The 21,648-nt window shown below is 44.8% G+C and carries 25 protein-coding genes and 1 riboswitch; of the genes, 10 read left to right on the plus strand and 15 right to left on the minus strand.

The features are described from left to right. Positions 1–40: 40 nt before the first annotated feature. The 3 genes from thiD to ACE1CD_RS28335 all read right to left on the minus strand — a co-directional run bounded on the left by thiD (position 41) and on the right by ACE1CD_RS28335 (position 3,293). Positions 41–871 carry a bifunctional hydroxymethylpyrimidine kinase/phosphomethylpyrimidine kinase gene (thiD, locus tag ACE1CD_RS28325; protein WP_374795866.1) on the minus strand — a complete coding sequence of 277 codons (831 nt, stop codon included), beginning with the start codon at positions 869–871 and terminating at the stop codon, positions 41–43. A gap of 78 nt (positions 872–949) precedes the next feature. Continuing rightward, on the minus strand, positions 950–2,083 hold the full coding sequence (gene ftsZ / locus ACE1CD_RS28330) for a cell division protein FtsZ (protein WP_374796058.1): 1,134 nt from the start codon (positions 2,081–2,083) through the stop codon (positions 950–952). A 322-nt stretch (positions 2,084–2,405) separates the two neighbouring features. Then, positions 2,406–3,293 carry a cell division protein FtsQ/DivIB gene (locus ACE1CD_RS28335; protein WP_374795865.1) on the minus strand — a complete coding sequence of 296 codons (888 nt, stop codon included), beginning with the start codon at positions 3,291–3,293 and terminating at the stop codon, positions 2,406–2,408. A 452-nt stretch (positions 3,294–3,745) separates the two neighbouring features. Between ACE1CD_RS28335 and ACE1CD_RS28340 the strand changes: the two genes are divergently transcribed. Together ACE1CD_RS28340 and ACE1CD_RS28345 are read left to right on the plus strand one after the other, a co-directional pair. Continuing rightward, positions 3,746–5,086 carry a P-loop NTPase fold protein gene (locus ACE1CD_RS28340; protein WP_374795864.1) on the plus strand — a complete coding sequence of 447 codons (1,341 nt, stop codon included), beginning with the start codon at positions 3,746–3,748 and terminating at the stop codon, positions 5,084–5,086. Further along, on the plus strand, positions 5,079–8,441 hold the full coding sequence (locus tag ACE1CD_RS28345; protein WP_374826932.1) for a hypothetical protein: 3,363 nt from the start codon (positions 5,079–5,081) through the stop codon (positions 8,439–8,441). The genes ACE1CD_RS28340 and ACE1CD_RS28345 overlap by 8 nt, the downstream gene beginning before the upstream one ends. Before the next feature lie 169 nt (positions 8,442–8,610). Here the strand turns inward: ACE1CD_RS28345 and ACE1CD_RS28350 are convergent, their stop codons facing one another. Both ACE1CD_RS28350 and ACE1CD_RS28355 read right to left on the minus strand, forming a co-directional pair. Then, entirely contained in the window at positions 8,611–9,087 is a 477-nt protein-coding gene (locus ACE1CD_RS28350; RefSeq protein ID WP_374795862.1) for an orange carotenoid protein N-terminal domain-containing protein, read from the minus strand. A 133-nt stretch (positions 9,088–9,220) separates the two neighbouring features. Further along, a complete protein-coding gene (locus ACE1CD_RS28355) occupies positions 9,221–10,582 on the minus strand; it encodes an NB-ARC domain-containing protein (RefSeq protein ID WP_374826933.1) in 1,362 nt (453 codons plus the stop codon). Positions 10,583–10,773: 191 nt separating this feature from the next. On the opposite strand from ACE1CD_RS28355, the gene ACE1CD_RS28360 reads away from it, so the two are divergent. The 3 genes from ACE1CD_RS28360 (at position 10,774) to ACE1CD_RS28370 (ending at position 11,946) form a co-directional block, all read left to right on the plus strand. After that, positions 10,774–11,115 carry a hypothetical protein gene (locus tag ACE1CD_RS28360; RefSeq protein WP_374826934.1) on the plus strand — a complete coding sequence of 114 codons (342 nt, stop codon included), beginning with the start codon at positions 10,774–10,776 and terminating at the stop codon, positions 11,113–11,115. Positions 11,116–11,308: 193 nt separating this feature from the next. Further along, positions 11,309–11,584: a hypothetical protein gene (locus ACE1CD_RS28365; RefSeq protein WP_374826935.1), complete on the plus strand. Its 276-nt coding sequence runs from the start codon at positions 11,309–11,311 to the stop codon at positions 11,582–11,584. Then, positions 11,581–11,946, plus strand: coding sequence for a clan AA aspartic protease (locus ACE1CD_RS28370; protein WP_374826936.1), 366 nt, complete (start codon positions 11,581–11,583; stop codon positions 11,944–11,946). Before ACE1CD_RS28365 ends, ACE1CD_RS28370 begins: the two co-directional genes overlap by 4 nt. Positions 11,947–12,101: 155 nt before the next feature. Here ACE1CD_RS28370 and ACE1CD_RS28375 read toward each other — a convergent pair whose 3' ends face one another. Beyond that, positions 12,102–12,461 carry a DUF5615 family PIN-like protein gene (locus tag ACE1CD_RS28375; RefSeq protein ID WP_374826937.1) on the minus strand — a complete coding sequence of 120 codons (360 nt, stop codon included), beginning with the start codon at positions 12,459–12,461 and terminating at the stop codon, positions 12,102–12,104. A gap of 2 nt (positions 12,462–12,463) precedes the next feature. Then, positions 12,464–12,688 (minus strand): DUF433 domain-containing protein, encoded by a 225-nt coding sequence (locus ACE1CD_RS28380; protein ID WP_374826938.1) that lies wholly within the window; start codon positions 12,686–12,688, stop codon positions 12,464–12,466. On the opposite strand from ACE1CD_RS28380, the gene ACE1CD_RS28385 reads away from it, so the two are divergent. Genes ACE1CD_RS28385 through ACE1CD_RS28395 form a run of 3 tightly spaced genes read left to right on the plus strand, consistent with a single transcriptional unit; the run spans position 12,687 to position 13,374 of the window. After that, on the plus strand, positions 12,687–12,872 hold the full coding sequence (locus ACE1CD_RS28385) for a hypothetical protein (RefSeq protein WP_374826939.1): 186 nt from the start codon (positions 12,687–12,689) through the stop codon (positions 12,870–12,872). The genes ACE1CD_RS28380 and ACE1CD_RS28385 overlap by 2 nt on opposite strands. A gap of 50 nt (positions 12,873–12,922) precedes the next feature. Then, entirely contained in the window at positions 12,923–13,129 is a 207-nt protein-coding gene (locus ACE1CD_RS28390) for a type II toxin-antitoxin system HicB family antitoxin (RefSeq protein WP_374826940.1), read from the plus strand. Between the two features lie 2 nt (positions 13,130–13,131). Then, positions 13,132–13,374, plus strand: coding sequence for a hypothetical protein (locus tag ACE1CD_RS28395; protein WP_374826941.1), 243 nt, complete (start codon positions 13,132–13,134; stop codon positions 13,372–13,374). A gap of 128 nt (positions 13,375–13,502) precedes the next feature. Here ACE1CD_RS28395 and ACE1CD_RS28400 read toward each other — a convergent pair whose 3' ends face one another. Both ACE1CD_RS28400 and ACE1CD_RS28405 read right to left on the minus strand, forming a co-directional pair. After that, positions 13,503–13,769, minus strand: a complete 267-nt coding sequence (locus tag ACE1CD_RS28400) for a BrnA antitoxin family protein (RefSeq protein WP_374826942.1) — start codon at positions 13,767–13,769, stop codon at positions 13,503–13,505. After that, the gene (locus ACE1CD_RS28405) at positions 13,753–14,064 is read right to left on the minus strand and encodes a BrnT family toxin (protein WP_374826943.1); all 312 of its coding nucleotides are present in this window, start codon (positions 14,062–14,064) and stop codon (positions 13,753–13,755) included. Before ACE1CD_RS28405 ends, ACE1CD_RS28400 begins: the two co-directional genes overlap by 17 nt. Before the next feature lie 82 nt (positions 14,065–14,146). Here ACE1CD_RS28405 and ACE1CD_RS28410 point away from each other — a divergent pair, with 82 nt between their 5' ends. Continuing rightward, a complete protein-coding gene (locus ACE1CD_RS28410) occupies positions 14,147–14,365 on the plus strand; it encodes a hypothetical protein (RefSeq protein ID WP_374826944.1) in 219 nt (72 codons plus the stop codon). A 2-nt stretch (positions 14,366–14,367) separates the two neighbouring features. After that, positions 14,368–14,703, plus strand: a complete 336-nt coding sequence (locus ACE1CD_RS28415; RefSeq protein WP_374826945.1) for a type II toxin-antitoxin system PemK/MazF family toxin — start codon at positions 14,368–14,370, stop codon at positions 14,701–14,703. A gap of 56 nt (positions 14,704–14,759) precedes the next feature. Here ACE1CD_RS28415 and ACE1CD_RS28420 read toward each other — a convergent pair whose 3' ends face one another. From ACE1CD_RS28420 to ACE1CD_RS28445, 6 genes are all read right to left on the minus strand, one after another. Continuing rightward, the gene (locus tag ACE1CD_RS28420; protein ID WP_374826946.1) at positions 14,760–15,422 is read right to left on the minus strand and encodes a hypothetical protein; all 663 of its coding nucleotides are present in this window, start codon (positions 15,420–15,422) and stop codon (positions 14,760–14,762) included. A 190-nt stretch (positions 15,423–15,612) separates the two neighbouring features. Next, positions 15,613–16,653: a cobalamin biosynthesis protein CobW gene (cobW, locus tag ACE1CD_RS28425; protein ID WP_374826948.1), complete on the minus strand. Its 1,041-nt coding sequence runs from the start codon at positions 16,651–16,653 to the stop codon at positions 15,613–15,615. Positions 16,654–16,742: 89 nt separating this feature from the next. After that, positions 16,743–17,126 (minus strand): DUF1636 domain-containing protein, encoded by a 384-nt coding sequence (locus tag ACE1CD_RS28430; RefSeq protein WP_374826949.1) that lies wholly within the window; start codon positions 17,124–17,126, stop codon positions 16,743–16,745. 12 nt (positions 17,127–17,138) lie between these two features. After that, positions 17,139–18,296 (minus strand): hypothetical protein, encoded by a 1,158-nt coding sequence (locus ACE1CD_RS28435; protein WP_374826950.1) that lies wholly within the window; start codon positions 18,294–18,296, stop codon positions 17,139–17,141. A 185-nt stretch (positions 18,297–18,481) separates the two neighbouring features. Next, positions 18,482–18,670, minus strand: coding sequence for a hypothetical protein (locus ACE1CD_RS28440; protein WP_374795856.1), 189 nt, complete (start codon positions 18,668–18,670; stop codon positions 18,482–18,484). Positions 18,671–18,719: 49 nt separating this feature from the next. After that, positions 18,720–18,870: riboswitch (cobalamin riboswitch) on the minus strand. A 39-nt stretch (positions 18,871–18,909) separates the two neighbouring features. After that, complete coding sequence (locus ACE1CD_RS28445; protein WP_374826951.1) at positions 18,910–21,507, minus strand: diguanylate cyclase domain-containing protein; 2,598 nt, start codon at positions 21,505–21,507, stop codon at positions 18,910–18,912. Positions 21,508–21,648: the final 141 nt, after the last annotated feature.

Below are 21,648 nucleotides of genomic sequence, written 5' to 3' on the forward strand. Positions count from 1 at the left end.
CAAATCGGGAAAATCTCACAAGATTATTCCCAAAATTTTTTTATCGATCGCCATTTTTCCGTATGAGCGGAAAAAAATGTCCTACCGGGCCTTGACCTCGACCGATACTCAAAGCGTATAGCAAGGCGTTGCTGACGTAATCCTTTGCCAGTCGGACGGCGGAGCGTAAATCTTTACCCAATGCTAGATTAGCTGCGATCGCAGCTGCGAGGGTGCAGCCAGTGCCGTGAGTGTTACTTGTATCGACCATCGCGGCAGTCAAAGTTTCCAGTCGATTCCCATCAAACCAAATATCCACACCGCGCAGACTTCCCGGCATCCCTCCTCCCTTTACCAACACTGCCTGAGCGCCTAGCTTGTGAATGCGCTGTGCTGCTGCCCTCATATCATCCAACGTATGAATTGGCAAGCCACTTAATATTTGTGCTTCATATCGATTTGGCGTCACCAACATTGCTTGGGGTATCAGCTTTGACTGCAAGCACATTACGGCATCATTGTCAATCAACTGCGCCCCGGTTCGGGAAACCATCACCGGATCGACCACCAAATTATCCAACCCCAAAACTTCTGCGCGATCGGCCACGGCGGCAATGATTTCCCGATTGTGCAACATCCCCGTTTTGGTAGCTTGCACCCCAATATCTGCTACCACCGCCTCAATTTGGGCGATGACAGCCTCTGCTGAGAGAGGGTCTACTCGCGTTACCCCCACAGTATTCTGAGCCGTCACGCAGGTGATGGCACTGGTGCCGTGGACGCAGTGAAAGGCAAATGTCCGTAAATCCGCTTGAATTCCCGCACCGCCACCGCTATCCGAACCTGCTATTGTCAAAGCTACGGGTACGCTCGATCCGGTTGTTGCCGTCATAGTGAGAATAAGAGTACACCGAGTTTTTCACAAACAAAAAATAAAAATGAAGCATTCCTCATTTTTAATTTTTAATTTTTACGTATTTCGGGGGCGTCGTCTTTGCAGAAAATCCGGGATATCCAAGCCGCCTGATTGTTTTTCTTGGGTTTCCGGAGCTGGGGTAGGTTTAACAACAGGCGCTGGTGCGATCGGTCGCTGCGGTTGCACTTTCGCTACCCGCGCTTGCGGAGTGCTTTGCACCTCGCCGCTAAACCCCGTGGCAATTACCGTAATTCTGATTTCGCCTTGCAACCGTTCGTCGATCACTGCCCCAAAAATAATGTTAGCGTTGGGATCGACCACTTCATAAATAGTTTCTGCCGCAGCATTAACTTCGTGCAAAGTCAAGTCTGTGCCACCGGTAATGTTAAACACCACACCCTTGGCTCCATCCACGGAAGCTTCCAGCAATGGAGAGGAAATGGCGGCGATCGCAGCTTCTCTGGCGCGAGATTTGCCCGATCCTACACCAATGCCCATCAAAGCCGAGCCTGCATCAGCCATAATGGCTCTGACATCGGCAAAGTCAACGTTGACCAAACCTGGGATGGTGATGATATCGGAAATCCCCTGCACACCTTGACGGAGAATATCATCTGCCACCCGGAAAGCTTCCTGGACGGGGGTTGTTTCCGGAATTACCGATAGGAGGCGATCGTTGGGAATAATAATCAGCGTATCCACGCGACTTTGCAAAGCCGCAATGCCTTCCTCCGCCTGGTTCGTGCGTCGCCTTCCCTCAAATAGAAAAGGTCGCGTCACCACCCCAACTGTTAAGGCTCCCACTTCTTTGGCCGTTTCTGCCACGATTGGTGCTGCACCCGTACCCGTACCACCTCCCATACCTGCGGTGATGAAAACGAGATCCGAATTGCCTACAGCTTGGGCGATTTCGTCGCGAGATTCTTCTGCGGCTTTTTGACCGATCGCCGGATTGCCCCCCGCACCCAAACCTCGCGTCAATTTCTGTCCGATTTGCAATCGTTTCATGGCAGATGATAAGGTCAGAGCTTGGGCATCTGTATTGATCGCCCAAAACTCAACACCTGCCACATCGCTGGCGATCATGCGGTTTACCGCATTGCTACCGCCACCGCCGACACCGATCACCTTTATTTTTGCTACCCGACTTGGCACGATTTCGCTACTTCGAGTTGTTTCGTCAACCATACCTTTGGCATCGCGAACTTGACCTGACTGAAAACCAGAATTCATATACGGATTATTGGCGTCCATCGTCGGTGCCAAACCCGGTTGTCCCTCTGCTTGGGAACGGTTAAAAGCGAGCCCCTGTTTATTATTAAGCGTCATTGCTTTTCAAAAATAGCTAGTAAACAACTTTTCAATTTTAGGTAGCTCAAGTCAACTATAGGGTAAGTCGGTTGAAAAACCAATCTTAAATGACAAGCCGGATAGTTAGGATGGCAAAGCGTTTTTCAAATAGCCTGCCAGGGCGATCGCTGTTGCTCTATTGCCAGCAGCTATCGGCCTATTAGTCCTGACTCCCTGGTTCTAGCAATTGAATCGCTGGGGCTTCTGGTTTTTTGAGGTCGATATAATCGATCCGGCGTCCATTTAGTTTAGCTGACAATTGTCTCATCCGATCGCGTATCCGATCGAGTACTTTGAGTTGCTCCCCCAACTGGGAACTGTACGGCCCCAGATGTACTGCACCCAATTCAGTTTTCAAGATTAAGTTTTCTGGGTCTTGCCAGTCAATCTCAGAAACTTTCACTGGTGAGCGACGAACTACTTGATAAACTTTAGACCAGTATGGCAGATACCGCTCGCGAGAACCGATGATTTTGAGCGTAGGCAAAGGAAAAGATTTTTCTATGCTGGTGTAACTTTTTATCGATATCCAGGCACCCTTTTCATCCAGCAACCCTACCGTTGATTGTTGGGATGGACTTTTTTCCTCTTTTGCGGCTGCCAAAAAATTGCACCCAACTTGTTTGCAGACATTCGCGTAGCGTCCGCTCAGCGCGATCGCTACTGGCTGTCTTTCCTGGACTTGCACCGTCAACCCGGGTGGAAATAGCTGCCGAGTAACTGTTGCTTTCGCAATCAGGGATTGCTTAGACTCCAGCTTTTCGGCAATTTCTTGCGGTTCGATCCGCAGCAAAGACTGGGGATAGGTTAAGGATAACAAAGACCGAATCGTGCGATCCGAAAGAAGTTGATTTCCCTGAATATCTATCTGCTCTGCTTCCTGTATTGTCCAGACGGGTTGGCTGCTTCCCCAGACTAAGCCTCCTGCCAAACCGCATAGCGCTAAAGTTCGCCAAATTTCATGCACTACTTGGCGACGACGAAGCCGACGCAAGCTTTGCCGTCGCTGGCTCAGCTCTGATGGCGAGACTGCTATGATGCTAGTCATTCTGCTATATCCCTCTAATCTGTGATGTAATGCGACTGGTTAGTTGAGTGTGCTTAAGCCTTCCAGAGAAATTGCTTACTATTTTTTCTAATCCTAAAGACAACCGCCGATTATTATACATAACAGCTGATTTTTCCTAGTTAAATTCTGAGAATCCGGAACCCCTTGACAATTGGCACGCAAAGCGTTGTAGAGCGCGACAAAAGAATCGAAATTGGCAAAAATCGTTTTAAGCAAATATTTAAGAGACTAACTTCCCGATTTTAAGCTGGAAGGGACTGTAAAAATGATTTGAGGAGCTTTGATTTCCCTTTCTTCCTCTCCCTGCACCGTTTTATTCGAGGGGCGGGTTGAGATCCTTGATATTTGAGCGATCTGTCTGGAGAGGGATTTCTCTGTTGACGGTCGAGTGTGTTGGATAGGGACGAGTGCGATCGCATTGAGTAAACAATATGTTAGATTTTCCCAGATTTTTTAAGGCTTGCAATCCCAGCCGAACGCTTATAGTCGGGAATGCAGAGGATCGACAGTATTATATTGATTTCGCCAGTGTGCGCGGTGGCAAGATCATTGAGGAATTAGAACGAACCATCACCCGCATTTCACCGGATGAGCCAACTTGCCAGCTATTTACCGGGCACATTGGCTGCGGTAAGTCTACGGAACTGCAACGGTTAAGGACGGAGTTGGAGCAGCAAGGACTTCATGTAGTTTACTTTGAATCCAGCCAAGACTTAGATATGGCGGATGTTGATATTACAGATATCCTGCTGGCGATCGCTCGTCAAGTCAGCGCTAGTTTAGAAGCGATCGGGATTAAGCTCAAACCTACCTACTTTGTCAACCTGTTTCAGGAAATGGTCGATTTCTTGCAAACTCCGATCGATCTTGGCGCACAAGCAGAACTATCGCTGGGGATCGGCAAGATTACTGCCAAAACGCAAGCTGCTCCCAAACTCCGCCATCAGTTAAGGCAATATCTAGAACCCCGCACCAATAGTATATTGCAATCGATCAACGAAGAGCTGCTCTCCCGCGCTATCTCGGAACTGAAGCGACGCGGCAAAAAAGGACTGGTGGTGATTATCGATAACTTGGATCGGGTAGATATGCGACCGGTGACTGCTAGCGGGCGATCGCAACCGGAGTATCTGTTTATCGATAGAGGCGAACAGTTGCAAAAGCTCAATTGTCACGTAGTTTACACTATTCCCTTATCGTTAATTTTCTCTAATGATTATGAAACTCTCAAGAATCGCTTGGGGGGTGGTTTGGCTCCTAAAGTTCTGCCAATGGTGCAGGTAAAATTACGAGATGGGCAAGATTGTCCGGACGGTATGGCGCTGTTGCGACAGCTGGTACTCGCCAGAGCATTTCCCGAATTGGAGAGAGATATGCGACTCAACGCCATCTCTGAGATTTTCGACAGCCCGCAGACTTTAGATCGATTGTGCCGTATCAGTGGCGGTCATGTGCGAAACTTGTTGGGGCTGCTCTATAGCTGTCTCCAGCGAGAAGACCCACCGATTTCCCGCGAATGCTTGGAAACTGTGATTACAAGGAATCGGGATGACTTATTATTGGCGATCGACGAAAGCGAGTGGGACTTGCTGTTGCAAGTGGTGCAATTTTCCAGTATCCGAAGCGAAATAGAATACCAAACCTTGCTGCGAAGTATGTTTATATTTGAATACCGGGATTCTGTCGGTCGCTGGTTTGGGATCAATCCCGCTTTGGCAGAAACTGAAAAGTATAAATCTTGGCAGCAGCAAAAAAACTTGAGTCATGGTTGACCCCCATCGGGAAGAAAGCTTTTACTCCCATAACGAGCGTTCGTTGCAAACTTTGGCACGGGCGCTCGTGCTTTCTCAGGGAGAATTTGAGCTAATTTTAGTGTTATGTAATTACGCACGCTTGCGAGCAGAAACAGTCCGCAATTTCAGGCAGCGATGTAGCGTTAAAATGTGCGAGATGGTTTTACCAAAGTCTGTCACGCAATTGCACGCGACTATTCTGGGAACAGTTTCTGAAGAGTTTCCACAAGCTCTGATGGTTTTGGGTTTGGAATCTGCGATCGCTCTTGACGATTTGCTAGTTTCTACGAATAGAATGCGGGATCAGTTCTGCCAAAATTTTCCTTTCCCACTGGTGTTGTGGGTGACAGATATTGTACTCCACAAACTGACGCGATTGGCACCGGATTTCAAAAGTTTTGCCGCTCCCACAATTAAGTTTGAAATGCCTACACAGCAGTTAATTGACTTTCTCCGGACAGAGGCTGATTCTTTATTTGCCAGGGTTTTACAGACCGCCGATAATGCTTCTGTCTATAGTACCTTCGATTGGACAACTTCTACACACCGCCAAGAACTCGATGATGCTTTTTCAGATTTGCAAAGCCGAGGTGTTAGTTTAGACCCAGATCTAGAAGCCAGTTTGGCTTTTCTGCGAGGGCGCGAGGCTTTTATTAATGATGATATGGAGCGATCGCGTCAACTTTACGAGCAAAGTCTCGCTTTTTGGGAGGAAGGGGAGAGCGCGGAAGTCAAAAGTCAAAAGTCAAAAGTCAAAAGCCAAAATTCCTCCTCTTCGCCACTCCCCGACTCAGTTTATCGAGAACGCCAAGGCTGTCTGCTATTCTATTTGGGTGTTTGGTGGCTCAGATATGCAGTTTTGCATCGCTCCCAATATGCAGATGCTTGTTCTCAAGCGCGGGATCGCCTTCAGCAATGTATCGATATTTTTGAACAACTGTCACGTCAGGATGTGGTAGCGAAATTTATCAATGCTTTGGGAGAGGCGTACAAACGACTACAGCAGTGGGATCTGCTAGAAATGGTTGCTACAAGATCGCGGGATATCCATCAAATCTATCCCGATTTTACGAGATTGGCACAAGCTTACGGCTTTTTAGCGGAAGTGGCGCTGTCTAAATCGGCTTGGAATTTAGCAAAGGAACGCGCAGAAACAGCTATACAAATTGTTTTGAATGCCCAAGAGTCAGAATCGGTTGCCAATGTCGAGCAATTGGGGCCAAACTTAGACTGGGCGAAAAGATGGCATAAAAGTTGGTATTTGTTGTTGCTGGGACGATCGCTTTCGTGTTTGGGTCAGGTACGCGAAGCGATCGAAAAATTGGAAACGGCTAAGGCCCAAAGCGATCGGCGATACGCTCCCCAATTGTATATCGAAATATTGGAGAAGTTGCGCGAACTCTACTTCCAGGAAGGTCGCTATTTAGAAGCCTTTAGACTCAAGCAAGAACAAAGCTCGATCGAGCATCAGTACGGTTTTCGTGCTTTTATCGGTGCGGGATGCTTGCAACCGCAGCGACAAGCACTCAATCCAGTCCGCAAGCCATTTGAGCAGGGGGTAACTGTAGCTGCGGAAATTATCGCTCTGCGCTGGCAAGATGTAAATCGTTTGATCGATCGCCTCAGTCGCAGCGATCGCAAATTAACAGTTATTCACGGTGAGCCAGGTGTCGGGAAAACTTCTTTGATAAAAGCTGGATTAGTACCGCTATTGAAGCAAAGACTTATAGAAGATCCGGCTCCAACTAGATCGGGGTTTAAATCGGAGCGAATTGCTTTGCCTGTGGTGCTATCAAATTATAGCGATTGGGTGATCGGCTTGGGTCGATTGTTAACAGAAGGACTCCAAGAAATTAAATTAGCAAATCGGGCTATTACTTTTGAATCTCCTGAGAGGCTAGATTCTGTGGAAGCGATTGCAGAACAATTGCGAATAAATAGCGATCGGCATCTGTTAAATGTGCTAATTTTTGACCAATTTGAGCAATTTTTCTGTGTTTGTACAGAGCCAGTAGAACGGCGGCGTTTTTATGATTTTTTGCGCGTTTGCCTAAATCTTCCCTTTGTGAAAATCCTTCTATCAATGCGAGAGGACTATTTACATTATTTGTTGGAATGGGAACGGATTGCCAACCTGGATGTTATCAACAATAACATTCTGGATAAGGATATGCGCTACTACTTGGAAAATGTTTCTGTAGTCGATGCACAGTTAGCGATCGAACGTCTCACCGCACGCGCCCAGTTTCAGTTGGAAAATGCTTTGATTGAGGAATTCGTGCGATCGCTGGCTGGGGAACGGGGGGTAGTGCGCCCGATGGAATTGCAGGTACTGGGAGCTACATTGCAATCAAAAAAAATTACAACGCTGACACAATATCGACAGCTTGGATCTAAAGAAAAACTGGTTGAGCTATTTCTAGACGTCGCCATCAGAGATTGCGGTACGCCAAACGAACAAGTGGCGCGATTAGTTTTGTATTCGTTAACAGATGATCGCGGTAATTGTGTGCGTAAGACTCGTGCTGAGTTGGTAGCTGAGTTAAAAATCATCGGCTTAGAGGTAGAGCCAGAAAAAATTGACTTAGTGCTAACAGTTTTAGTTGGTGTGGGTTTGGTGTTTTTGCAGCCAGAAGTACCAGCCGATCGCTATCAACTAATTTACGGGTATCTGCTGCCTTTTATTCGCCAACAACAGGTATCAGTAATTGTGGAACAATTACGAAGAGAAAGAGCTAGACAAACATTTGCAGAAGAACAGTTAAGATTTGTCGAACAAGCAAATCAAATATTAATTGCAGCCCAACAAAAAGCCAAAAAAATCATTCTTCGAGGCTTTGTTGGATTGGCTTTGATATCGGTAATTGCAGCAGCGGTAACGATACTGGCAGGTTTCTTTGCGCGAAAAGCAGAATGGCAAAAGCAACTAGCAGAAAGAAAAGAGATTGAGGCGCTAAATACAGTGTCGGAAGCTCGACTTCTTTCACGCGATCGCGTGGGAGCATTAGTAGCTAGCGTTAAAGCTGGCAAAAAATTACAGGAGATCGAAGAACCACCCGATCTTAAGTTATTGACTGTGATTAGACTGCATGAAGCGCTCTATTCAGATAAAGATAGCGAGCGAGTAGAAGGTAGCAATACTATCAAAAAATTTAATTTGCGTTATGATGATCAAACAACAGAGTATCTGTGGCATTTAGACAAAAAACAAATCCAAATCAAGCTGGATGAGCTATTACTGAGTGGTTGCGATCGCCTGCGGGATTACCTGCAAACTAATCCTCATATTCACGAGAGCGATCGCCAACTTTGTACTGTTACTCCGAATCGTTGAATTAAAGAAACCCGGTTTTTTAGATTCGTAGGTTGGGTTGAGGAACGAAACCCAACTTTTGCGTTGGGTTTCGCTTCCCTCAACCCAACCTACAAAAAATGACTTCCCTCAACTCAATCTACAAAAAATGGCGAAGGTATCGTCTCAAAAACCGGGTTTCTGGAAACTACTAGATAGAACTACCCGCAGCTTCGGCTCCCATTTCTAATACTGCACCGCGCAAGAAATCAATTTGCTCTTGAAATCTCATTCCTTCAATCTTCGCCAACAACTCTTGACCGGCTTGGGGAAGTTGATACTCAGGAGGTACGGGAATAATAGTTTTGTTGTCCATACCTTGAGCTAAATAGTACCAAAAAGCCAACTTAGTTTCTGGACTCAAAGAGCCATATTCCCGGCTAATTTGAGTGTTTTTTCTAGCAGCAATATCGCGCTGAACTTGCAACTGCTGGTCAAAGGGAAGTACTTTTACTTGCTCGAACAATCCCTGAGCAATTTCAGACCCAGAAGCGCCGGGAGCAGCTGGGGTAATTGATTTGCCTATTTTGGTGTAAACAAACCACAATAAACCGAGTTGATCGTCCACACTCAAGCTTTTTAAAGCTTCTTTACCTCGATCGTAAGCACTCACATTTGTTGCTGTCATAGCTATGCAATCCCGTTGATTTGTTAACTCACATTTACATAGTGAAACAAACGGTTACGTGCTTACCCCTACAAGAGGGTAGAGAATTGCCTGGGAATCTGGGGATCGCAAATTATACTCAAGGTAGATGTACTTAAGCTATATCGGCAAAGAGGGATCGCACATAGGCTTCTAAAGTGCGATCGAGCCTTAAGGAGCCATCCCGATTATCTTCTAAAAAACAACGTCTTTTGAGCGATCTTATGGCATTTAAGATTATCTCTGGTGTATAATTCGCAGACATTTTTTGTAAAACTTCCACCAAAATAGCAACTTTTTCTTGTTTAGCTAAATAATTCACAATCTGCTTTTCCGATTCAGTTAACCTTACCAATATCCGACTTAGTTGAGAGACAATTTCATTACTTAATATCAATGACGGATAAGATAAAAATTCTGTGATACTTCCGGCAAATAACTCTTGAATCATCGTGGCTGTCATTTCTAACCATAAAGGATGACCGCAATACTTTTCAATCAAAGTATCCCACATCTGCTCGTCTGAAAGTTCTTTATCTTTTAAAATTTGTTTAGCGGAATCTCCCAAACCTGCGAGTTTTAAACAACGGGTGAATTTATATCGAGTTGCGTTCGCATCTTCTGGTTGTTCGCTAGTAACCAACAACAAACTACTTGCATGAGACAATTCGGCAATTTGTTTAAATAACAGATAATATCCCTCATGTTCCGATTTATATTGACCTGCAAATTGTCCATTTTCAAATATCATCTGCACATCATCAATAACAATCAAACATCGATGTTTGCGTAAGAATTTAAGCAATAGATCGACTTGGCGATCGAGCGTATTGGGAACAACGGGAGGAGAGACAAAGCTTTGCAGTAAGTCAGTTAAAAAAGTATCTATAGTTGGACAATAGCGGACACTGCGATAAACAATATATTCAAATTGTGTTTTGATTTCTTCAATTAGTTTAATCGCCAGCGTGGTTTTACCAATTCCGATCATGCCAACTAAGGTAATGATGCGGGGACGATCTTGAATTAACCAGTTTTTTAAAGTGTTTAGTTCTTCATAACGTCCGTAAAAGGCGGTAATTTCTGGGGCGTTATCTATGTCTAGATGGTGTTTTTGAGTTGATTTGGATAGGGGATAAGGTTTAGGTAATCTCTTTCGTTTTGAACAAATACTTACTTCATGAAAACTAATAAAATTTCCAGATGACACACTGTTAGAGATAATAAATTTTTCTAAAATATTGCGGGCATTTAATTTATTAACATCTTCACCTAAAGTTTCCGATAATTTTTGCCATAATTCTGAAGCAGTGTCTCGAACATGACCTTCACTTAAATGGTGTTCTGCGGCAATTTTGGCATATTTCTGACCTTGCAATGTACCTTTAAGAATTGTTGCTTGCAGATGGTCTAGACGATCGCCTGTATATGCGAACAGCAGTTCATCCGCAAGTTTCAAGACTTCTGCGATGTCCATAGATCGGTCAGATGGGTAGGTTTTTCCGATCTTATCCGATCTTTCCGACATTTTTCCGACATTTTGGCAATTTTTTGGGGAAAAGTTCCGACAAGATCCGACTGACAGAGCGATCGGTCTTGGGTTTTGATTGAAAAGTCATAACTTGGTTTGCCGATATATCGTTAGACATCAAAGGAGGATTGATTCAAATGCGTAATGTGACCAATGCAGCCGTTTTGACTGCTTTCAGCACTGTATTAGGATTTGTGCCATTGGCTGTTAATGCTCAAATTGCACCTAATCAAGTTGTTATTTGTAGCCATACAGGTGTTACATCAAGAATAACCTTTAGACTTAACGGTAACGCCGAGGCTTTAAATCCTAGTCAATGTCGTACTTTTTCCGGTGCTTCTACCTTTCTTTTTTATACTGAATATGGTCGCCAGCCTAGATACATACTTGAGCGTCAATTAAGCGGTGGAGGAAGGTATAATGTTACTCTTAAATCGGGACGATTGGAGGTGGAACCAGTTAGGCTGGAGCGGACATAGGTTATTGGTTAACATTTTACAAGTCCGTAGGGTGCGTCAGACAATCAAAATTATTGATGAGATAATTAATTTAAACATCTGACGCACCCTACCGCTTACCAAAGACGATCGAGATGAGAGATAGGCAAGCCTATTGATTTGTCAGGTATTATGGAAAAGTGCAGAGAGTAGTGTAGCGATCGGGAGTTAACCTATGCAAGCGATCCTGTTAAGCAGCGAAGAAGTTGCCAAACGCGCAGATCGACTGTACGAAAGCAGAATCCGCCCAGAAGTGGAAATTGAAGAAAATATTGGCAAGATGGTCATTATTGACATTGAGACAGGTGACTACAGGGTTGATGAAAATGGCTTACGCGCTGCTGACTACTTGAGCGAGAAACATCCGAATGCCCGACTATTCGGAATCAAAATTGGGTACAATGTTGCTGCCGCTTTTGGTGGTGGTGTCATGGAGCGTGCGATCAAGTGATTTCGGGTATTGTGGCTGACGGACACCCAATTATTAGCATCCCATTTCGGATTCCCAATCGCGCTGACTTCCCGATTGAGTTCGTAATAGACACAGGATTTACAGATGAGCTTTGTCTACCACCAGAAGCAGTCGCATTATTGAATCTTCCTTTCAAATATGATATTCGTGCAAATTTGGCAGATAATAGCGGAGTGATCCTACCCGTTCATAAAGCGATTATTCTTTGGAACGGAGAGGAGCGAGAAGCTCGTGTGTTTGCGACAGGACGGCGACCCTTGGTTGGAACTGCTTTGCTGGATGAACATGAGCTTGTCATCCAGTTTACGCAGGGCGGCTTGGTAACGATTGATGAGTTGTAGTTCTAAGCATCGGTACAAACGCAGGCTAACAAGTCGATGAAGCGGACGGGCGAGAGATCCTAGTTGTGAAGCATAAGAGATCGCCTGTATATACGAACAGCAGTTCATCCGCAAGTTTCAAGACTTCTGCGATGTCCATAGATCGGTGAGATGGGTTAACTTTTTCCGATCTTATCCGATCTTTCCGACATTTTTCCGACGTTTTGGCAATTTTTTGGGGAAAAGTTCCGACAAGATCCGACTGACAGAGCGATCGGTCTTGGGTTTTGATAGAAAGTTTTAGGTAAAACTCGAAGGTAAATCACACCAGTTCCGATCGCCCTAACAAAAACGAGATTTCCGTAATCTCTGTCTCGCGTAACAAGAATACGATTCTGTTCTTGATCTGCTGTCAGTATTTCTTCATCACTTGCTTGCGCTAGATTAATCTGAGATACAAGAATTACATCGTGTCCAGTATCCATCAAAAACTTTGCGGTAACAGCGTACACATCCTGGTCAATCAGAAATTTCATAATTAAGCTGATGCCAAATGAACATCTTCCGCTGCCACCAGTGCAATGGCATACTGTAGGCAAGCCCGAATATCTTCCACTTGCAAGTTAGGATAGTAGTCTCGAATAATTTCTTCAAAAGAAAGCCCTTCATTAAGCAATTCGAGAACGCTCTGTACAGTAATGCGCGTACCCGCTATGCAAGGCTTACCGAAGTGGATTTGAGGGTTGACGGATATCCTGTCCATGTTAACCGCAGAGCTATATGTCTCTTCTATTTTAAGTGATAAGGATGCCATAAGTGCTGAGGCACAGGCTGCGCGATATGCCGTTAGGCAGGCTACGCCAACGCACTTTATCTTTTTTCACCAACAGAGCGATCGCACTTTAGCTTTGTTCGCAAAGAGTGCGATCGATCTCGCCTATCGCTGATAATAGTAAATAGCTGTATACTACGAATTTGTTGATTCTTGCCAAAAAAGATGAGGTTTAATGTAACAGTCGATCGCGACGAGGATGGAATGTGGATTGTGGAGTGTCCTAGCATACCAGGTTGTGTCAGTCAAGGTCAGACCAAAGAAGAGGCATTAGAGAACATTAAAGATGCGATCGCTGCCTGTCTCCAAGTCCGTGCGGAACGGGGTTTCCCACTTACCGTAGAGACACATCAGGTAGAGGTTGTGGCGTAATCATGTCCGCGATCGCTGAAAACAAACATCAAATTCTTGAAAGAAGTTCGTTTGCCCAAGAATTAAAGGCACCTGAGAGGATTTTGCCCAAGCAAATGCTAAACGAACTGGTTCCAGATTCCCAATTTGAACCTGCACAAATACACCCCGCGCCTCAACTTTTGCAAAATTTCCAGCCAATGGTAAGCGGACAGTTTCTCAAATTGTTCACCAAAGGAATTAACTCAGCGAGAGACATGGTTTAAACTCCCAGACATACGAGAATACATTTATCATAAGCGATACGTGCTGACGCACAGGCTGCGCCAACGCACTTTACATTTTTTGAGTAAAAGAGCGATCTCGCCTCACTTCTGTAGATCAGAATTACCTCTCATACCGAAAGTTTAAGCAAAGCTTCATTAATAATAGTTTGATAACCAACTCCTCGTTTTTTTGCTTCTGTTTTTGCCCAAGCAATCACTTGCGGATGAAGTCGAATTGATACCGCTTGATATTTTTCTGTTTCACTTTTTGGCGGTCTTCCTATTCTAGAACAATTGATGCCAAACTGCTCTTGAATAGCCGTTTCAGCAGTCATCACTTCTTCTGGGGTAATTCGTCTTGCTTTTTCAAAGGGAAATTCAATTTTCTTCGGCATATTGTTGACGCTCTCGTTTTGTTGCTAGTCTAGCACTGATAATTCTAATGGTTTCTTCTTTTTGAGTATACACAACAACCAGTAATCTTCCTTTGTATGATTCTCCTATAATCCACTCTCTTTCTTCTTCTATAGAATGTTCTGGATCGGGAGCTATTAACGCTAAGGTATCAGTCCATACGGTTGCTACTTCTTCAAAAGAGACTCGATGTTTTTGTTGATTAGTACGTTCTTTTTTTGCATCCCATTTAAAATCCATATTTTCAGTATATACAGATAATAAACGGAAAGTCAAGACTTAGTTAAGGTAACGTAACAAAGATGTGCCTAGCCAATGCTCAACTTACCTATTAGGATAAGAAACAGGAGGATTTGCCATGTCAACCACTGTTCAAGAAGTTTACGATCGAGTTATCTGTAACCTTTCACCAACTGAGCGACTACGCTTAGCAACTCTTATCCTTAACGATTTGGTGCAGCAAAATCTATCTATTGTCGAGCAAAGCGATACCTGGAGTGAGCAAGATCGACTAGATGTAACAACCTTTTCTTTGCAGTACGCAGCTACCCTTTTTCCCGAAAACGAGGAGATATAAGAGTGTCGTTTAATCCTGGCGATGTGGTGACAGTAGATTTCCCAGGTGTCACAGGTATTAAACGTCGTCCTGCTGTAGTTCTATCTTCAGCTACCTATAATACAACGCGCCCTGATGTAATAGTTGGACTAATTACTACTCAGACAGACGCTTTAGGTACAACAGATTATATACTTCAAGATTGGGCAACAGCAGGTTTACGAGTTGCTTCTGTTTTTCGCAGTTTTATCGTCACTCTACCGCCATCTGCTAACTTGGTTCTAATTGGACATCTTTCGGAACGAGATTGGCAGGAAGTTCGTGCTTGCTTGAAAGTTGCTCTTGCAGATTTAGAATGACAAATAATTAGTAAATTTCCTTGTTTTGCCTCTCATAGTTCATCCGATCAATGTATCTACTCTGACTGCATCATCCAGACAAAAAAGCTGAGGATTTGATCTACCGGCGGTAGCGGATAAACTGATAGATCGATGGCGATCGTTTGTCCTTCAAGCTTGAGGAATTGCCATTGGATACCATTACTAACACTCCCATAGATAGTGGGAATAGATTTGTCTTTTATTTGATTAAAGCGTTGTGCGGCGACCATTTCAGCAATGCACTGACCGATTCCTGTTTTTAGGTCGGTTTTTTTTGCTTCTACAATCACTACCGTTGGTGCTTCGATTTCTAGCACTTCTGTCGATCGAGTTAAAATAAAGTCGCAAACGCCGTTCAGTCCAATGGCTTCTTCTACTGTAAAATCTTCGCCAGAAAAAAGGCTGATTTGGCGATCGAGAATTCGTCTCACTTCTAACAGTACGGGATAGATAATTCCTTCAGAACGCGCTTTTTGACTACCAGATATCGCCACAATGGGTAGACTTTCTTTGAGTGTACCTGCTAAAACATCGGAAGGTGCGATCGGGTCTAGAGCGCCAGTCCAGTAGAATGAATTGACAAAAATCACTAAATATGTATTGTGTAGGGGCGAAGCATTTGGGCGACAATCGATCGCGATCGGCAACAATTTTTTTATCCAAATGCTTCGCCCTGCCGAGTTTATATAGGCATACACACCTTAATTCTTTTGTCAATCTCTTTTACTGGACTGGCGCTCTAGGATTGGTAGGAAGCGCGATCCCTCCAGAACTGTAAGATCGAAGGCAGCTTTTACTTTGCTAATGGTAGTAAATTGGCTGTACGGCATTGGAAAGGCAAAGAGGAGGAATCGGATTTTTGTTTACCAATTATAAGTTGCGATCGCTTCACATTTCCAAAAGCGCTGACTCAATTTCAGTGCGATCGAGGTCGCGACCGATAAATACCAATTTTGTTTGACGCTGTTCCGAACTTTGCCAAGGTCGATCGAAGAAATATTCGATGCGATCGCCTACTCCTTGCAGCACTAACCGCATTGGTTTGTTCGCCACGTCAACAAAACCTTTTATGCGATAAATCTCCAACTTTTCTACCAAATCTTGCAGCTTAGCTACCAATGCTTGCGGTTCAAAATTTTTATCTAAAATAAAGTACACCGAGTTAATTTCGTCATCGTGATCGTGGTCTTCTTCTTCATCGTGATGACTGGGACGACTCTCTAAATTATCTTCTACAGAAGCATTGAATCCCAAGAGCAATTCTGGACTGATATTTCCCCGATCGCAAGGCACAATTTTCACTGTTTGCGGTAACTGTTGTTTCAGCCAGTTGTGTACTTGTGTTTGTGTTTGGGAATCTACTCGATCGACTTTTGTCAAGAGTACCATATCCGCACAAGCCAATTGGTCTTCAAACAGTTCTTCGAGCGGCGTTTCGTGATCTAAATTTGGATCGGCTTGTCGTTGCGCGTTTAAAGCGTTGATATCGCTGGCGAGACTACCAGATGAAATCGCTTCGCAGTCTACCACCGTAACCACACCATCTACTGTAGCACCCGTGCGAATTTCCGGCCACCGAAATGCTTGAATTAACGGTTTTGGTAAAGCCAATCCCGATGTTTCGATCAGGATGCAATCTAGCTTATCTTTTCGCTGCAAAATTTGTTGCATAGTTGGTAAAAATTCTTCCTGTACCGTGCAACAAAGGCAACCGTTTGTAAGTTCTACTATGTTGCTAGCAGGATTTTCTTCTTCATCGCAAACTTGGCACGATCGCAACAATTCTCCGTCTATTCCCAACTCGCCAAATTCATTAACAAGTACAGCTATTCGGCGACCTTGATTGTTTTGCAGCATTTGCCGAATCAACGTGGTTTTCCCGCTACCCAAGAAACCTGTAATTACAGTAACTGGAATTTTTCCGGCCATAAAAATCTCCTAATTATCAAAAATTTTGTCTTAATTAATCGCTCGAATTAATTCTTTTTTGTGATTCCGAACTGGAAAAGTATAAAAATCTAACTTCTCGCCTCTGTTAAAGGAGGAATTTTCGCTATTATACCCTTTTTCAGAGGTTCGGGTCGCTCCGACCAAGGTAACGAACCATCAGCTTTCGCATAATATTGGTAGGCGCATTCCAGGATAGCAGATGCACTATCTCCGACAGGTAAATCGCCAAATAAATAAGTGTATTTTCCTGGTGCGGCGAATGAGATGGTACAGGAATGACTGCAAGCACTCATACACTTAACTTGCTGAATCGTAAAGTTATCTTTTAAATCCCAGTTTTGATGAAGTTTGTTGAGATTTTCCAGCAATTTTTCTCCGCCACTTTTTCCTTGTGGCTTTCCTTCTTTCCAAATGGTGGCGCAGGTTGTACAAACAAATAAAGTATGTTGCATTTTCAGGTTTAATTATTTTGTTTGAAGATGTGGCAGTCGCAGTCCTATGACTAAGCCTATGGCGATGATGCCTGTAAAGTAAGCTAGGGAAATTAACCGCAGTGACAGGGGAGGCGCGATCCCTTCTACTTCGATCGCTTTAGTCAATCTTAAAGGTGAAGATTTGTTATCCCCATTAATTTTCGGAGAAAATTCTACCTCTACTCGATGAGGTGCGCCATCGAAAAATTGCTGACCCCAAGCAAAGTTTCCCTTGGCATCAGTTTTGCCATTATAAGCAAAAGCTACCCAATTATCTTCTAATTGAGTTGTCTCGATCTTAAAAGCTAAATTGCTAGCTGGTTTGCCTGTTTTAGTGTCAGTTGCTTGGATTTGGTAGTTAGCAAGCTGACCGACCGTGGCGTGACTGTCTCCGGATAGTTCCAGTTTGATTCCCGCATTGATAATAGTTGGTTTTTCCTGTAAGGGAGAATCTTCGTGAGAGTGATGGTGTTCGTGTGTTTGAGATTCTGCGAGTTCGGCGCTGATATTTACAAATAGCAGTGCGACGATCGCTATTACAGTTAACCCACTCAGCAACAATCGCACCTGTGACGGCGCGATTTCTCCAGGCTGGATTTTTTGTTTTCCTCCGATTACCCAACCACCAGCCAATCCTACCAGCAATAGGATTACTGCTAAAATAGCAAAATTCCGCCATTTAACCGAATTTTCAGCCACAGAAACGCTCAATTTTTGCTGAATTGGAGTAAATTCATTGGCAACAACTGGCGTGACATTTACCAATAACTGATATTTTCCTCGAATTGGCAAAATTTGCTGGATTTGCAATTTGCCATCGGAAGCGATCGTTTCGATATCCAGTAACTTTGTTCCTTCCACGATGGGAAAATCGGTGGGAAACCAGGGATTTTGAGGTGGTGTGAGAATACTGAGGTGTATTCTGGCGTCCTTTAAAGGTTTACCGGATGTATTTAAAGCCTGTAACTTTAGAAGTGCTGGCGATTGAGGTGTTGCAGCTGCCGCCTGAAATGGTAATAATTTGTCAACAGTCGGTTGAGTTGTTAATTGTACTGTTGGTTGAGGATTTTGAGCTACTCCACTGGAACGAAAACAGGCGATCGCCATCAGAGCGATCGCACCTATTAAAAGATGTTTGGTTTTTTTCATTTATGCTTTGCCGATGATTAGCCGTCACGCGAAACTCGTCTGTCAACAGTTAATTGTTAACGGTCTTTTCCTTCTAACCGCTAACATTCGATCAATGACTAATAGACATCTCCTCCAAAAGAATCTTAAAGGCAGGCAGGATGCCTACCCCATCAGAATTTTTGGAGATGTCTGATGAGTGATGACTAATGACAGCCAACGAGCAAAGTGCTGTGACGCAGAGAATGCAGATTGTTATGTGCAGTTGGGTATGTAGAGAAGTAGACTGTCCAAAGTATCAAAGACGAAAGCGATAGGTAAAGAGTCGCTTGTACGGGCAACGATAAAGTTAAGCCGATCGCTTTTTTCCGAATCGAAATAGAACGTGCAGTCATCCATACCTCGCAGATGTTTTCTCGCAGATGTTTTCTTGCAGATGTTTTCTTGAGTGATGTCTAAGTCGGCAGGCATTCTGACTTAGAGACAAAAAGATATTGCCTCATCACAGTTGCGGGACAGTGACGGGCTTTCACCGTTCTTTCCCCCTTACCTCTGACAGCTGCTCTCCATCAGAACCGACTTGGCTTAGGTATCCTACCACACTGTCTGTAGCTTCGCAAATAGGATCGTGAATTTAGACATTGTGGGCGACAGTTCGATCGCGTCCTTGTGCTTTTGCTTCATAAAGCGCTTGGTCAGCGGCTGCAATTAGCTGAGCGGGTGAAGATTGATAGTCGGGAATCGTGCTGCCAACTCCCAAACTGAGGGTAATAAACTGGCTTACTTGTGAGTTGGGATGGTCAATTTGCATAGTTGCGACTTTGGAACGGATTTGCTCGGCTACATAAACTGCCCCGGCAGAGTGTGTATTGGGGAGTATCACGGCAAATTCTTCGCCGCCGTAGCGGGCCACCAGATCGGCTGGGCGTCTTGTGGCTTGACGAATAGCTTCCGCCACTTTCTGCAAACAGATATCACCTGCGATATGACCGTATGTGTCGTTGTAAGCTTTGAAAAAGTCTACATCGCAGAGAATCAGCGATAGTGGCTCTCGCTCTCTTACCAGTCGCCGCCACTCTTGATTGAGGTATTCGTCAAAGCGACGGCGATTTGCCACCAAGGTTAATCCATCTGAGGAAGCTAGTTCCAGCAACTGTTGGTTAGCGGCGAGCAACTTTTGGTATAGTTCTGCTTGCTGGAGAGCGATCGCCACCTGTGTGGCCAATTGTTTGAGCAGATCGATTTCCCATTCCTGCCATCGTCTGGCTCGCGAACATTGATGTACCCCCAACAATCCCCAAAGAGAAGGGGCTATGGTAGCAGAGGCATCAGGATTCGCGCTCTGTTTTGGCGTTATTGCACTAGATTCTGACCGCGAATGCTTCGCCCGCACTGAGTTTTGAGTTACGATATCGTGCTGCTGCTCTGCTGCCTCTGAAAGGATGCCTGTACTGACCAGCCCTTCTGCTCCCCTGGTTTCTTTGAGAATGGGAACTACTAAGTTGGCTCTGACCTGTAAAGGAGCCAGCAGATCGATGCGACACTGACTTATACCGGAGGTGTAAATATCTTCGATTGCTTCGATGCGACCGTTTTCATATCGATCTAAGTAATTTACCGCAAAGCATATGTCGTGAATGGTTGTGCCCAGAATAGGAACCCAGCCAGGGCCAACAGATTCTACTGCTATAATGCCACTCCAATCAGGCTCAAAGCGATAGATAATCACTCGATCGGCCTTGAGAAATTGTCGCACTTCGGCAACGGTAGTATTAAGAATTGTATTTATATCTAAAGACTGACGAATTCGCAGGGAGAGAGAAGCGAGGAGCCGCTCTCGCGCCATTTGATGCCGAAGTGCCTCTTCCGTCCGCTTGCGATCGGAGATGTCGCGTAAAATCACCGTCCATACGGTTCCTTCTGGGAGATCCAGCTTGGAAATGGAAGCTTCGGCGGGAAACTCAGTTCTATCTTTGCGCCGCAGCCAAATTTCCCGACGCCCTCCCATCTGCTGCCCCCCATCAGCGGGTTCGGACAAGCTAAAAATGTGCTGGCGATGGGCTTTTGTGAAGCCGGGAGGTAAGAGCAAGTCGATTGGCTGCTGCAAAACCTCAGCCGCAGTGTAGCCAAATATTTTTTCTGCACCTTGGTTGAAGAGTTGAACGCGCATTTGTTCGTCAACGGAGATAACAGCATCCTGGGCGATATTCAGAATCCCAGCCAAGCGACCTTCTGATAAACGCCGGGCTGCTTCCGTCTTTTGATGCTCCGATATTTCTTGTTCTAGTCGCTTGTTGGTCTGCACAAGTTCTGCTGTTCGCTCCTCAATTACTCGCTGCAAAGCTCCTACGGAGGCATCTACTTCGATCGGATCTAGGGCTTGCAGGAGACTGGTTTGCGTAATTACACCGATCAGTTCCCCAGCATCTCCCAAAACTACCAAGCGCCGGATGCGCTGCTGCCGCATTTTTTCGTGAGCGGCGATGAGAGAATCGCTCGATCGAATTGGCAACAGCGGGCTACTCATCACCGTTTCTGCTTTAGTTTTGTAAAAGTCCAATCCCAAGGCTCGAAATTGTAAGATATCGCGCTCTGTGATTATCCCCACTGGGATCGAGGGGGAGTGAGGTAATGAAATATCGCCCGATTGTACTTCTGTTGAATTGTGCCCTTCCGTATTTTGTACAATTACTACGCTGCTGACACGCTTTTGTGCCATCAGCTGGGTCAGCTGTATTAAGGAGATAGTTGAGGGCGCTTGAATTACCTGAGTTGTCATTACCTCTGTAACTCGTCTTAAGCGCATCCAATCTGCCGGTTGCAGAACTTCTCGAAGGCTTTGATGGGTAATCAGGCCAACTAAAGTACTCTGGTCGTCTACAATTGGCAGATGACGAAATTTTGCTTGACGAAACAGCTTCAGCAGAGTCAAGATATCTTGCGCTTCGGCCTCTTTGAGCGTGAAAGGCTTGTGGGTCATCAGCTCTGCGATCGCTACCCCTTCTATAGAGCGCTCTTGATCTGTAACTTTTACTACATCTCGCTCTGTAAAAATCCCGCTTATGAAAATGCGATCGTCTGCTCCAAGTTGCTGTCGCTCAACCACCAAAACGCAACTGGCTCTGGCCTGACTCATCAGGGCGATGACCTGGTAAACTGGCGAGTCAGGCGTGACTGTTAGAGGGTGGCGATCTATCGCTTGATGGAGTGAAAAAGCGGAAGTAATAAGCATACACCAGAGAGTGTAGCGCTTATCAATTTAGAAGGGGGAAAAAAAAATACAGGAATTATCGATTTTATAAGCAGGGTACTTTCCGAACGGGTGCGTCTTATATGGAACCATTAGGAATCATTCAGCTTCAGCATAACTGTC

The sequence above is a fragment of the Aerosakkonema sp. BLCC-F183 genome (assembly GCF_041929145.1).
GTDB lineage: Bacteria > Cyanobacteriota > Cyanobacteriia > Cyanobacteriales > Aerosakkonemataceae > Aerosakkonema.

Excerpts from the sequence above, each read along its gene's own strand:
- ACE1CD_RS28335 (WP_374795865.1), bottom strand. The coding sequence starts at position 3,293 with ATGACTAGCATCATAGCAGTCTCGCCATCAGAGCTGAGCCAGCGACGG.
- ACE1CD_RS28375 (WP_374826937.1), bottom strand. The coding sequence starts at position 12,461 with ATGAAATTTCTGATTGACCAGGATGTGTACGCTGTTACCGCAAAGTTT.
- ACE1CD_RS28390 (WP_374826940.1), top strand. The coding sequence starts at position 12,923 with ATGAGGTTTAATGTAACAGTCGATCGCGACGAGGATGGAATGTGGATT.
- ACE1CD_RS28350 (WP_374795862.1), bottom strand. The coding sequence starts at position 9,087 with ATGACAGCAACAAATGTGAGTGCTTACGATCGAGGTAAAGAAGCTTTA.
- cobW (WP_374826948.1), bottom strand. The coding sequence starts at position 16,653 with ATGGCCGGAAAAATTCCAGTTACTGTAATTACAGGTTTCTTGGGTAGC.
- ACE1CD_RS28430 (WP_374826949.1), bottom strand. The coding sequence starts at position 17,126 with ATGCAACATACTTTATTTGTTTGTACAACCTGCGCCACCATTTGGAAA.
- ACE1CD_RS28385 (WP_374826939.1), top strand. The coding sequence starts at position 12,687 with ATGTTAACCGCAGAGCTATATGTCTCTTCTATTTTAAGTGATAAGGAT.
- ACE1CD_RS28395 (WP_374826941.1), top strand. The coding sequence starts at position 13,132 with ATGTCCGCGATCGCTGAAAACAAACATCAAATTCTTGAAAGAAGTTCG.
- ACE1CD_RS28400 (WP_374826942.1), bottom strand. The coding sequence starts at position 13,769 with ATGCCGAAGAAAATTGAATTTCCCTTTGAAAAAGCAAGACGAATTACC.
- ACE1CD_RS28435 (WP_374826950.1), bottom strand. The coding sequence starts at position 18,296 with ATGAAAAAAACCAAACATCTTTTAATAGGTGCGATCGCTCTGATGGCG.
- ACE1CD_RS28445 (WP_374826951.1), bottom strand. The coding sequence starts at position 21,507 with ATGCTTATTACTTCCGCTTTTTCACTCCATCAAGCGATAGATCGCCAC.
- ACE1CD_RS28440 (WP_374795856.1), bottom strand. The coding sequence starts at position 18,670 with ATGACTGCACGTTCTATTTCGATTCGGAAAAAAGCGATCGGCTTAACT.
- ACE1CD_RS28345 (WP_374826932.1), top strand. The coding sequence starts at position 5,079 with ATGGTTGACCCCCATCGGGAAGAAAGCTTTTACTCCCATAACGAGCGT.
- ACE1CD_RS28365 (WP_374826935.1), top strand. The coding sequence starts at position 11,309 with ATGCAAGCGATCCTGTTAAGCAGCGAAGAAGTTGCCAAACGCGCAGAT.
- ftsZ (WP_374796058.1), bottom strand. The coding sequence starts at position 2,083 with ATGGTTGACGAAACAACTCGAAGTAGCGAAATCGTGCCAAGTCGGGTA.
- ACE1CD_RS28360 (WP_374826934.1), top strand. The coding sequence starts at position 10,774 with ATGCGTAATGTGACCAATGCAGCCGTTTTGACTGCTTTCAGCACTGTA.
- thiD (WP_374795866.1), bottom strand. The coding sequence starts at position 871 with ATGACGGCAACAACCGGATCGAGCGTACCCGTAGCTTTGACAATAGCA.
- ACE1CD_RS28410 (WP_374826944.1), top strand. The coding sequence starts at position 14,147 with ATGTCAACCACTGTTCAAGAAGTTTACGATCGAGTTATCTGTAACCTT.
- ACE1CD_RS28355 (WP_374826933.1), bottom strand. The coding sequence starts at position 10,582 with ATGGACATCGCAGAAGTCTTGAAACTTGCGGATGAACTGCTGTTCGCA.
- ACE1CD_RS28340 (WP_374795864.1), top strand. The coding sequence starts at position 3,746 with ATGTTAGATTTTCCCAGATTTTTTAAGGCTTGCAATCCCAGCCGAACG.
- ACE1CD_RS28380 (WP_374826938.1), bottom strand. The coding sequence starts at position 12,688 with ATGGACAGGATATCCGTCAACCCTCAAATCCACTTCGGTAAGCCTTGC.